Here is an 11,992-nt window from a genome sequence, read left to right as displayed (position 1 = left end):
GGTTTATTTTTTATTACCGTACACATTAAAATCAAAATACTTATTGTTGATTTTTTGGTAGGTGCCATCAGCTAAGAGGTCTTTTAAAGCTAGGTTAAAGGCTTCGCGCAACTCATTATCATTTTTACGAAAACCAATTCCTACTCCAACATCAAAGTAGTTCGCATCGGTTAGAGCATCCCCAGCAAAAATAAAACCTTTACCTTGTGGCTGTTTTAAAAAGGCATAACTGCCAGTGACTTCATCTTGCAATGCCGCATCTAAACGACCTGCCACTAGATCAGAAAATACTTGTAACTGATTTTGATAAGGCACTATAACTACACCGTTCGGACGCCACATTTCGTTGGCAAAATGTTCTTGCGATGTACCTTGCTCAACACCAACACGCTTACCTTTCAATGACTCAGCATTAGGCATTAAATTAGTACCCTCTTTAACAATCAAACGTGAATAAGTCATAAAGATTTCGTCAGAAAAAGCAATCTGTTTTTTACGTTTTTCGGTCATCATTAGCGAAGACGAGATAATATCAATCTTTCTTGATAATAACGACGGGATCAAAGCATCGAAGTCGGTCGATTGAAAAGTACATTTAATATTGATCTTTTCACACAATGCTTTCGTGAGTTCAATGTTGAATCCAGTAACTTCACCATTAGCATCAATAAAATCAAAAGGCGCATAGGACGTATCCGAACCAACTTTAATCGATTCAGGTAAGGCAGCATAACTTGCCATTGGCAAGCTTAAACAACCAAAAATAACTAATTTTTTTAATAAATTCTTCATGTTTAATCTTTCCTTTTTTATTTAAGGCAATAATATAACGTGTTCTAAGGTAATTTTATAATAAAAAAAAGTTATTATTGTGGTGTATAAAATTAGAATTACTTAATGGCAAAAACGCTAGACAAAATAGTTAAAGTTGTTACTTTTAACAACTAACAAAAAGCTAGTTTGATTAAGCTTTGGTTGCAAAACCTTGAAAACGGTTTTAAAAAAATTTTGTCAAAAAGTTTCAGGTAACTATATGTTAAAGTATAAAATGAGTTGTTTTGTTGGGTTCAGGTTTGTGTTGTTGTTATTTTATTCATCAGACATCCATTTTGCGAAAATAATGTTTGTCTGATTAAATTCTAAGTATTATAGGTAAACTAAATTGTATCAAGTATAAAAAACCGACCATAGAGGTCGGTTTGTCTTTTGAAGTTTTATTACTGTTGGGCTTCAATGTTGCCGCCAACTAAATCTAGATGAATAGTTTTACCTGGGACTAATTTACCTGACAGTATTTGTTGTGCCAATGGGTTTTCGATCTCTTGTTGGATCGATCGTTTTAACGGTCTTGCGCCATAAATTGGGTCAAAGCCAACCTTAGCTAACTGTTCAAGTGCAGCATCCGAAATATCCAATTGGTAACCGCGTTCTTCTAAACGTTTTTCAACGTGTGCTAACTGAATTTTTGCGATCGCTTTAATGTTTTCTTGACCTAATGGGTGGAATACCACTGTTTCGTCAATACGATTGATAAATTCTGGTCTAAAGTGTTTGGTTACAACCGTCATCACTAGAGATTTCATTTCGTCATAACTTAGTTCAACTTGACCTTGAATTAGGTCAGAACCTAAGTTTGATGTCATAATTATGACAGTGTTACGAAAATCAACTGTGCGACCTTGACCATCTGTTAAGCGCCCATCATCCAATACTTGCAGTAAGATATTAAAGACATCTGGGTGTGCTTTTTCGACTTCATCAAGTAAAATTACTGAGTATGGTCGTCGTCTAACTGCTTCGGTTAAATACCCCCCTTCTTCATACCCAACATAACCTGGAGGCGCACCAATTAAGCGAGCAACGGAGTGTTTTTCCATAAACTCTGACATATCTATACGCACCATCGCATCTTCGCTGTCAAACATAAAGTTAGCCAATGATTTGCAAAGCTCGGTTTTACCGACACCCGTTGGTCCTAAGAATAGGAATGATCCAATCGGTTTATTTGGATCTGAAAGCCCTGCTCGGCTACGTCGAATCGCATTTGCAACCGCTAATACTGCTTCATTTTGACCAATTACACGTTTATGTAAGGCATCTTCCATGTGCAATAGTTTATCTTTTTCGCTCTCAAGCATTCTAGAGACTGGAATACCTGTCGCTTTAGATAATACTTCTGCAATTTCGTTATCGGTCACTTTGTTACGCAATAACTTCATGGTTTTGCCTTCTAACTGCGTTGCTGAAGCAAGTTTCTTTTCGAGCTCTGGAATTTTGCCATATTGTAATTCTGACATTTTGTTCAAGTCGCCAGCTCGACGAGCTTGCTCTATTTCAGTACGTGCCTTTTCTAGTTCTGCTTTGATGTTTTGAGTCCCCGAAACAGCTGCCTTTTCTGACTTCCATTCTTCTTCAAGTGAAGCATATTCCTTTTCTTTTTCAGAAAGTTCATCATTTAACATTTGTAGTCGCTTTTTACTCGCATCATCAGATTCTTTTTTAAGCGCTTGTTGTTCAAGTTTAAGTTGAATTATGCGCCTTTCAAGTCGATCTAAAGATTCTGGTTTTGAATCCATTTGCATACGAATACTTGATGCGGCTTCGTCAATTAAATCAATCGCTTTGTCAGGTAACATGCGATCAGAAATATAACGATGCGATAATGTAGCCGCAGCTACGATTGCAGGATCGGTTATTTGCACATGGTGATGCAGTTCATAACGTTCTTTTAAACCACGCAAAATAGCGATCGTATCTTCAACTGTTGGTTCGGCAACATAGACTTTTTGGAAACGACGCTCTAACGCAGGATCTTTTTCAATATATTGACGGTATTCATCAAGCGTTGTTGCTCCCACGCAGTGTAATTCACCACGAGCTAATGCGGGTTTTAACATATTACCAGCATCCATTGCTCCATCGCTTTTTCCTGCGCCAACCATGGTATGGATTTCGTCAATAAATAATATAATGCGACCTTCTTCTTTTGCTAAGTCTTTAAGCACGGCTTTTAGGCGTTCTTCAAATTCCCCTCGATATTTGGCACCAGCAATTAATGCCCCCATGTCTAATGATAAAACGCGTTTATGTCGTAATCCTTCAGGGACTTCACGATTAACAATGCGTTGTGCTAATCCTTCTACAATAGCAGTTTTTCCTACACCTGGTTCCCCAATTAATACTGGATTATTTTTAGTACGGCGTTGTAATACCTGAATAGTTCGACGAATTTCTTCATCACGACCAATAACAGGATCAAGTTTACCTTGTTCTGCTCGTTGAGTTAAATCAATGGTGTATTTTTTAAGTGCACCGCGTTGATCTTCTGCATTAGGATCGTTCACGTTATCGCTACCTCTTACTTGATTAACTGCTTGGCTAAATTTATCTTTATTAACACCTGATCTTTTAAGAAGATCGCCTAAACTGCCCTTATCTTCTAAAGCGGCTAATATAAAGAGTTCTGATGAAATATAGCTATCACCGTTCTTTTGGGATAATTTATCGCAAAGATTTAATACTCGAACAAAATCTTGCGATGGAATAACATCTCCACCCACACCTTGAACTTGGGGTAATCGGTCAATAGCTTGAGCTAATTCTTGTTGTAAATTAACAATATTTGCACCTGCTGCAATCAATAAAGGCATTACACTACTCCCTTCTTGATTAAGCATGGCTGATAGGACATGCACAGGCTCTATATATTGATTGTCTTTACCTAATGCCATTGACTGCGCATCAGCTAAAGCTTGTTGAAACTTATTTGTTAGTTTATCTAACCTCATAGTGTTTATCTCCTGAGCAATAAATTTGGATTAAACGCTTAACACATTTAATCCATTTGCATGTGATCTAAATGAGTGTTGCAACCTAAATTTCAAGAGCAAAGTTAAAATATTTTTTACAAAATTTATACAACAAAATTATCAAGTATGTAAGAATTAATTGACATAAAAATAAAGCTGTTTGCAATTCAAGCAATTACATCTAAATTTCGTTTTAAGATATACTGGTAAGATGACAAATTCACTTTTATCCCTTATATTGTTACCTTTATTTTGTTAGGTTCGCTAACCGTGGTTCGTAACCCATCCCACGAAAAAAAACTAGGAATATAAAATGTTCAAAATAGCCAAAGAGTTTCAATTTGATGCTTGTCACATGTTAGATGGGCACAATAAAAAGTGTCATAATCTGCACGGCCACACTTATCGCCTATTAGTTGAAATTAGCGGAGAGCTTATTGATAACGGCTCAAGCCAAGATATGGTCATGGATTATGCCGATTTAAAGCTAATAGTTAAACAACATATTGTCGATCCGTTAGATCACTCCTATCTTTACAATCAACATAACCTTAATGAGTGCCGTATCGCGTCGTTACTACAAGAAATGGATCGTAAAATTTTTGCCTTTCCATGTAGAACCACCGCAGAAGGAATGAGCAAATTTATTTTTGATTGCTTATCGCAATATTTGCCTGTTTCGATGATCAAACTATGGGAAACGCCAACTTCATATTGTGAATATCATCGGAGTTAATGATGATTGAATTTCGTATTGTTGAAATCTTCGAATCCTTACAAGGCGAAGGTTATAATACTGGCATGCCTGCCGTTTTTATTCGTTTTGCAGGATGCAATTTAAATTGCGCCTGGTGTGACACTAATTTTCGCAAATTTACTCGATTCACGTTAGATGCTTTAATGACTAAAGTGAGCGAATATAAAAGCAAAAATATTATTATTACAGGTGGCGAACCGACAATGGTTAAAGCGTTACCTGAATTGCTTTTGCCACTCAAAAAAGCGGGTTATTTCATCGCCATTGAAAGCAACGGTCTTGGTAAAGTCGATCCGCTTATTGATTATATTGCGCTAAGCCCTAAATTTTGTTATCAGTCACGCTATCAAAAAATAGTACAACCAATAGCAAATGAAGTACGCATAGTAGCCGAAAATCACTGCGATTTTATTCCTTTTTGCCAATATATCGAAACCCATATTCAAGCCAAACGCTATTATCTATCTCCTTGTGAAAAAGATGGTGCATTTAATATGTTTGAAACGATAGAGTTGTTAGGAAAAATCAACCAAAATCGACTGAATAATAAATGGCTTTTGAGTGTGCAAAGCCACAAGTTTGCCAATATAGAATGATAAATTAGTACTAAAGAGAACTAATTAAATATTCATAAAATCAAGAAGTTTTATTAATTTTAATTGAATAATTGTTTAATCTATAATAACCTCATATAAATTATTTATATGGAATTAACTGTCATGCGTTTTTGCTATTGTTTATTGCTAACTTTGTTTACAACTCCAGTTATAGCTTGGGATATAGTTTGTGATAATACTTTAACTTGTCGTGTTATAGAATATAGTGATATATCTGATACAGGAGTGATAAAATCGTCAATTTTATTCCAGCGAAAAGCGGGGGCCAATCAGCCAGTTGAAATTTATGTTAGAACAAAAAATAACAAAGAAGAAGATAAAGAAGGTATTGAAATTAAAAACACTCAACAATTAGATAATTCATTGGCTGCATTCATTAATCAAGAGTATTTAGGCGAATTAAAAGAAATACAAAATAATATTTATCAGTTGTCACAATTCCAAGCTACAAAAATTATTCAAGCATTTACAAAAAATGAGAAAGTTATATTCCGTAACAGTAGAAGTCAATCATTTTATACCAATGGCGGATTTTATGATGTCATGTTAACAATGGACAAAAAACAAGGACGGGTTGGTACAACTGGCGCAGTTATAGCACATGGTAATAAAAATGAATCAAACGTTTATGCACCAATACCTGTACCAACTATAAAAAAAGGTAAAGTAATTGCTCCAGAACAAAGTCAAGAACTTAATACCAATGAAGTAATTAAAATATTCCCTCAATTCAAAAAACGCTATATACATGAAGCTAAATGTGATGCTTATGATTTAGAAGATCCTTATTATGATGAAACACAAGGATATGATAAAAGATTTCGGTTAATTAAATTAGATAATAACCACGATTTACTTGAAACTAGGTGTTGGTTTAGCGCATATAACTCAGGTAACGCCTATTGGATAATTTCCAACACTGCTAAACTAAGTAATAAAAATATAAAATTTATAAATAATGAGGGCAATACATACAAAAATGGAACAATATCCAGTATAGCTAAGCTAAGAGGTGAGGGAGATTGTTTAGAAAAATCTAGCTGGACTTGGAATGGACATAAATTTATGCTTTCCTCTAATATAAGTACAGGTGAATGCTTAGGTTTTGACGGTGGGGCTTGGGAATTACCTTCTTTTGTTAGCGAAATAAAATAACAATTGAACAATAGAAAGCCTTCAGATCTTATGGCGGTTTAAATATTATAATTTTATATATTAACATTTACCGCAGATCTTTATACTATAAATATTTTACAAAGCAGCTAAAAATTGAAGGTTTTTAGCTTAAAAAAACTCTTTTATTCAAACCAGATCATTGATGCCATTCTACCAGTTCTATTTTCACGTCGATAAGAGAAGAATTCATCTTGTTCAGTATAAGTACAATAATCACCACCAAAAATTTGCGTTACTCCTACTGCTTGTAAACGTTGTTTGGCAATTAGATATAGGTCTGCTAGGTATTTTTGTTCAGTTGGGTTGATCAATTTAAACGCTTCTTGTGCTTTTGGATCGACTTTTTCAAATTGTTGTTTGACTTCAATACCTACCTCAAATTTTTTGACACTAATGGCTGGTCCCATCCAAGCAATGATGTTTGATGGCGAGCTTGAAAATTTTTTGATTGTTTCTTCTAATATACCATTACATAATCCTCGCCAACCAGCATGGACAGCTGCAACTTCGTCACCTTTTGTTGTACAAAAAAGGACAGGCATGCAATCTGCGGTTAACACCACACTAACTTGCTTAGGTTGATTGGTATATGATCCATCAGCTTCAAAAGTTTGATAAGAATCGATGTTACCTGTTGGAGGCTGTAAAGCAATTTGTGATATATCAAGCACTGTTGTGCTGTGAGTTTGCGTTAACCAATACGGTTCGCTTGGTATTTGTTCGGCTTGAATAATTCTTCGGCGGTTTTCAGCAATATGTTCTGAATTATCACCAGTTCGATTTCCCATATTTAAACTTGCAAATGGCGCTAAACTAACACCACCAGTTCGTGTTGAAGTAAAAGCATGAATTTTTTTTGGGGCTGTCCAATATGGGTAAATCGATTTAATCATATTCATCACCAATCTAGTTCATCTTTATGCTGTTCGGTATCTTCTTGTAAAGCTTGTATTAACTTTTGCATATCTTCAGGAATAGGAGCATGCCATTCCATTTGTTCACCTGTTATAGGATGATATAATCGCAACATGGTAGCGTGTAATGCTTGGCGATTAAAATCGCGTAAAGTTTGAATAAAAGATTCACTAGCCCCCTTAGGCGGCCTTGGTCTTCCACCGTAGAGTGGGTCACCAATTAGTGGGTGAGCAATATGTGCCATGTGCACGCGGATTTGGTGAGTTCGCCCTGTTTCTAAGCGCAATCGCAAACGTGTATGTAGGCGATATTTTTCCATCACTCTATAATGGGTAACCGCTGGTTTACCCGTTGGGAATACAGCCATATGTGTACGTTTGGTTGGATGACGGGTGATAGGCTGATCAACGGTTCCTCCTGCAGTAATAATCCCCATGACCACAGCTTCATATTCGCGTGTAATTTCGCGTAGTTGAAGTGATTCGACCAAATGTGTTTGTGCCATAATAGTTTTAGCTACAACCATTAGCCCTGTTGTATCTTTATCTAGACGATGCACAATACCTGCGCGGGGTACGCGTGCTATCTCAGGATAATAATGCAATAAGGCATTTAATACTGTACCATCAGAATTACCTGCTCCAGGATGCACAACTAAATCACGAGGTTTATTAATCACCAAAATGTCATCATCCTCGTAAACAATATCAAGCTTTATATCTTCCGGTTGATGATAAGTTTCTTGTTCAATTTCAGCATTAATAGTTATTATTTCGCCACCGAGCACTTTTTCTTTTGGTTTATTAACGATAACATCGTTGACAGTGACTTTATTATTAATAATCCAATCTTTTATTCTTGAGCGTGAATAATCAGGAAAAAGCTCGGATAATGCTTGATCTAAACGCATTCCTAGTTGACTTTGTTCGATTTTAGTTGATAATTTTAACTCATGCATGTGTAATTTATCTATTTTAAGCTGTTATGTTTTAGAGTATTATATACTAATCATCGCCTTTAATGTTTAATTATATTTGGATCAAAAACTGAATGAAATTGCGTTTACACTCTTTGCTAGCTATCGCTTTAAGTGGCATGCTAATTGGCTGTACTTCTTCCAAGCCCGATGTTGAAAATGTACCCGAGATTGAACTACATAACAAAGCGAAGTCAGAGCTTGAAAATGGTAATATTAAATCCAGTATTACTATATTAGAGTCCTTGGACAAAAATTATCCTTTTGGTCCTTATTCTCAACAAGTTCAACTTGATTTGATTTACGCTTACTATAAATCAGCTGACTTACCGTTAGCAATTGCGTCAATTGACCGTTTTTTGAAATTGAATCCAACGCATCCAAATATTGATTGGATTATTTATATGCGTGGCATTTCAAATATGGCACAAGACGACAATATGATCCAAGGTTGGTTTAATGTTGATCGTTCAGATCGCGATCCCGATTATGCTTCAGCTGCATTTAAGGACTTTTCTTATCTACTGTCTAGTTTTCCAAACAGTCAATATGCAGCCGATGCGCAAAAACGCCTTGTATTTTTGAAAAATAGATTGGCTCGCTATCAGTTAAAAGTCGCACAATTCTATACAAAACGCGGTGCTTATGTAGCTGTGATTAATCGCGTGACTGAAATGTTAATTATGTTTCCAGATACCGATTCAACTAAAGAAGCATTGCTTTTAATGCGTAATGCTTATAATGAATTAGGCTTAGTTGATGAAACCCAAAAACTTGATCAACTGATTCAAGCAAATCTTAAAAACATGCCTAAAGAAGAACAAAGATCATTCTTGTCACGTTTTACTAGCGTCTTTAATGGTGGTTAGGCTTTTTTAATTAAGATACCTACCTTTAATTGCTATTTAATCACACTTAAATAGCAATTAATTTAACTTTTTGTATCCCTGTCACCTTAACCTATTAAAGGTTTGTTATTTATTAAATATCAGTAATAAAATATGCTCAATAACTTAGAATTTATCATAACAAGAAATCAATGTCTTACTTCATATATCGTTTGTAAAACGAATCAATAACCAATACAATTAGCAGCATATTTTTATTAGTAATAATAGATAGGACATTAACTCGTCATGCAAGAACAATATCGCCCAGATGAAATAGAAGCCATTGTACAAAAACATTGGCAAGAAAATAAAACCTTTCACGTTACTGAAGATTCATCAAAAGAAAAATATTACTGCTTATCGATGCTACCTTACCCTTCTGGGCGTTTGCATCTTGGTCATGTTCGTAACTACACCATTGGTGATACCATTTCTCGTTACCAACGTTTAAATGGTAAAAATGTACTACAGCCAATCGGTTGGGATGCGTTTGGTTTGCCTGCTGAAGGTGCTGCAGTTAAAAACAATACTGCACCTGCAAAATGGACCTATGAAAATATTGCTTATATGAAAAAGCAATTACAACTTTTAGGATTTGGTTATGATTGGGATCGTGAAATTACTACTTGCCGTCCTGAATATTATAAATGGGAACAATGGTTTTTTACTAAGTTATACGAAAAAGGCTTAGTTTATAAAAAAACATCGGCAGTTAACTGGTGCCCAAATGATCAGACCGTACTTGCTAATGAGCAAGTGGTTGAAGGTTGTTGTTGGCGTTGTAATACCCCTGTTGAGCGCAAAGAAATTCCACAATGGTTTATTAAAATTACCGAATATGCCGAAGAATTACTTAATGATTTGGATATGCTTGAAAGTTGGCCAGAGCAAGTTAAAACCATGCAACGTAACTGGATTGGTCGTTCTGAAGGAGTTGAGTTTGATTTTGCTGTTGAAAATTATTCTGATAAGTTACGCGTTTATACCACTCGTCCTGATACATTAATGGGCGTTAGCTTTGTCTCTGTTGCCGCAGAGCACCCTCTTGCACAATTAGCAGCTCAAAACGATCCTAAAATTGCTGAATTTATTGCTGAATGCAAAAATACCAAAACTGCCGAAGCTGATATGGCAACCATGGAAAAGAAAGGTATTGCCACAGGCTTTTATGCTATTCACCCTTTAACAGGTAAAAAAGTCCCTGTTTGGATTGCTAATTTTGTGTTAATTGAATATGGTACAGGTGCAGTAATGGCTGTACCAGGTCACGATGAACGCGATTATGAATTTGCTTCTAAATATCACTTACCAATCAATCCTGTTATTTTAACTCAAGACGGTAACGCACCAGATCTTTCTGAAAAAGCATATACTGAGCATGGCAAGTTATTTAATTCAGGCGAATTTGATGGTCTTGATTTTGATCAAGCATTTAATGCTGTTGCTGATAAGTTAATTGCATTAGGTATTGGTAAACGTAAAGTTAATTACCGTTTGCGTGATTGGGGTGTTTCACGTCAACGTTATTGGGGTGCACCAATCCCAATGGTGACGCTTGAAGATGGTACAACCATACCAACACCAGAAGACCAATTACCAGTTATTTTACCTGAAAATGTTGAAATGAATGGTATTACCAGTCCAATTAAGGCAGATCCTAACTGGGCTAAGACAACCGTTAACGGTCAACCTGCACTACGTGAAACCGATACGTTTGATACCTTTATGGAATCTTCTTGGTATTATGCTCGTTACACTTGTCCAAACTACGACAAAGGTATGTTAGACGAAAAAGCAGCAAACTATTGGTTACCTGTTGACCAGTATGTTGGTGGTATTGAACATGCCATTATGCATTTACTTTATTTTAGATTTTTCCATAAATTAATGCGTGATTTTGGTTTAGTATCGTCAGATGAACCAGCAAAACGTCTACTTTGCCAAGGTATGGTATTAGCTGATGCATTTTATTATACCAGTCCAACAAATGAACGTATTTGGGTTTCGCCAACTGAAGTCACTATTGAACGTGATGATAAGGGTCGCATTGCTAAAGCTGTCGATAGTCATGGCAATGAGCTAGTTCATGCCGGTATGACCAAAATGTCAAAATCAAAAAATAATGGTATCGATCCGCAAGAAATGGTTGAAAAATATGGTGCTGATACCGTTCGATTGTTTATGATGTTTGCATCACCTGCTGATATGACACTAGAATGGCAAGAATCTGGCGTTGAAGGTGCAAACCGATTTATTAAACGTGTATGGCGTTTAGTTTATGAACATACCCAAAAAGGTGTAGCTGCAAAACTAGACGTTACAGCTCTAGATAGTGAACAAAAATCATTGCGTCGTGAATTACATAAAACCATAGCGAAAGTGAGTGATGATATTGGCCGCCGCCAAACATTTAATACTGCTATTGCCGCTGTGATGGAATTTATGAATCGCTTACAAAAAGCACCGCAAGAAACTGGGCAAGATCGCGCTCTAATGAATGAAGCTTTAAATGCGATTGTTCGACTACTTTACCCTATGATGCCTCACGCTTGTTTTGTTATGTGGCAAGCTTTAGGTAACAACGAATCGATTGATAATACAATTTGGCCTGTTGCTGATCAATCGGCAATGGTTGAGGACGAAAAACTCATTGTTGTACAAATCAATGGCAAAGTCCGTGGTAAATTTGTTGTACCTGCCGATGCCGATCAAGATTTTGTTTTGTCACAAGCAAAACAAGAACCTAACATCCAAAAATATTTGAGTGATGTTGCTATCCGTAAAGTGATTTATGTACCAGGTAAATTATTAAATCTTGTTGTTGATTAATATTGTTTGATAACTAAATTTAG

At 35.9% G+C, this 11,992-nt stretch carries 8 protein-coding genes, 1 pseudogene and 1 riboswitch; of the genes and pseudogenes, 5 read left to right on the top strand and 4 right to left on the bottom strand.

The features are described from left to right. Positions 1–3 precede the first annotated feature (3 nt). On the bottom strand, positions 4–792 hold the full coding sequence (locus ACGH6Q_RS07390; protein WP_085165485.1) for a lysine/arginine/ornithine ABC transporter substrate-binding protein: 789 nt from the start codon (positions 790–792) through the stop codon (positions 4–6). 425 nt (positions 793–1,217) lie between these two features. Then, positions 1,218–3,788: an ATP-dependent chaperone ClpB gene (gene clpB, locus ACGH6Q_RS07385; protein ID WP_411592504.1), complete on the bottom strand. Its 2,571-nt coding sequence runs from the start codon at positions 3,786–3,788 to the stop codon at positions 1,218–1,220. Positions 3,789–4,073: 285 nt separating this feature from the next. Beyond that, positions 4,074–4,119, top strand: a riboswitch (PreQ1 riboswitch). Between the two features lie 3 nt (positions 4,120–4,122). Here clpB and queD point away from each other — a divergent pair. The 3 genes from queD to ACGH6Q_RS07370 all read left to right on the top strand — a co-directional run bounded on the left by queD (position 4,123) and on the right by ACGH6Q_RS07370 (position 6,338). Then, entirely contained in the window at positions 4,123–4,545 is a 423-nt protein-coding gene (queD, locus tag ACGH6Q_RS07380; protein WP_411592503.1) for a 6-carboxytetrahydropterin synthase QueD, read from the top strand. A 2-nt stretch (positions 4,546–4,547) separates the two neighbouring features. Then, positions 4,548–5,162 (top strand): 7-carboxy-7-deazaguanine synthase QueE, encoded by a 615-nt coding sequence (locus tag ACGH6Q_RS07375; RefSeq protein ID WP_141672793.1) that lies wholly within the window; start codon positions 4,548–4,550, stop codon positions 5,160–5,162. Between the two features lie 123 nt (positions 5,163–5,285). Further along, complete coding sequence (locus tag ACGH6Q_RS07370) at positions 5,286–6,338, top strand: DUF1176 domain-containing protein (protein ID WP_411592501.1); 1,053 nt, start codon at positions 5,286–5,288, stop codon at positions 6,336–6,338. Positions 6,339–6,481: 143 nt separating this feature from the next. On the opposite strand, the gene pgeF is transcribed toward ACGH6Q_RS07370, so the two are convergent. Together pgeF and rluD are read right to left on the bottom strand one after the other, a co-directional pair. Beyond that, positions 6,482–7,252, bottom strand: coding sequence for a peptidoglycan editing factor PgeF (gene pgeF, locus ACGH6Q_RS07365; RefSeq protein WP_085165363.1), 771 nt, complete (start codon positions 7,250–7,252; stop codon positions 6,482–6,484). A gap of 5 nt (positions 7,253–7,257) precedes the next feature. Then, positions 7,258–8,232 (bottom strand): 23S rRNA pseudouridine(1911/1915/1917) synthase RluD, encoded by a 975-nt coding sequence (gene rluD / locus ACGH6Q_RS07360; RefSeq protein WP_411592500.1) that lies wholly within the window; start codon positions 8,230–8,232, stop codon positions 7,258–7,260. Between the two features lie 92 nt (positions 8,233–8,324). On the opposite strand from rluD, the pseudogene bamD reads away from it, so the two are divergent. Continuing rightward, positions 8,325–9,047 (top strand): annotated as a pseudogene (gene bamD, locus ACGH6Q_RS07355) (outer membrane protein assembly factor BamD); the annotation flags it as partial. A gap of 339 nt (positions 9,048–9,386) precedes the next feature. After that, positions 9,387–11,969, top strand: a complete 2,583-nt coding sequence (leuS, locus tag ACGH6Q_RS07350; RefSeq protein WP_411592498.1) for a leucine--tRNA ligase — start codon at positions 9,387–9,389, stop codon at positions 11,967–11,969. Positions 11,970–11,992: the final 23 nt, after the last annotated feature.

Source organism: Gilliamella sp. BG2, assembly GCF_046635645.1.
Taxonomy (GTDB): Bacteria; Pseudomonadota; Gammaproteobacteria; order Enterobacterales; family Orbaceae; genus Gilliamella; species Gilliamella bombi.
This window is presented reverse-complemented; position numbering and strand designations above follow the sequence as displayed.

Bases quoted from the DNA above. Each gene is read 5' to 3' on its own strand.
- leuS (WP_411592498.1), top strand. From the start codon at position 9,387: ATGCAAGAACAATATCGCCCAGATGAAATAGAAGCCATTGTACAAAAA.
- queD (WP_411592503.1), top strand. From the start codon at position 4,123: ATGTTCAAAATAGCCAAAGAGTTTCAATTTGATGCTTGTCACATGTTA.
- clpB (WP_411592504.1), bottom strand. From the start codon at position 3,788: ATGAGGTTAGATAAACTAACAAATAAGTTTCAACAAGCTTTAGCTGAT.
- ACGH6Q_RS07390 (WP_085165485.1), bottom strand. From the start codon at position 792: ATGAAGAATTTATTAAAAAAATTAGTTATTTTTGGTTGTTTAAGCTTG.
- ACGH6Q_RS07370 (WP_411592501.1), top strand. From the start codon at position 5,286: ATGCGTTTTTGCTATTGTTTATTGCTAACTTTGTTTACAACTCCAGTT.
- ACGH6Q_RS07375 (WP_141672793.1), top strand. From the start codon at position 4,548: ATGATTGAATTTCGTATTGTTGAAATCTTCGAATCCTTACAAGGCGAA.
- rluD (WP_411592500.1), bottom strand. From the start codon at position 8,232: ATGCATGAGTTAAAATTATCAACTAAAATCGAACAAAGTCAACTAGGA.
- pgeF (WP_085165363.1), bottom strand. From the start codon at position 7,252: ATGATTAAATCGATTTACCCATATTGGACAGCCCCAAAAAAAATTCAT.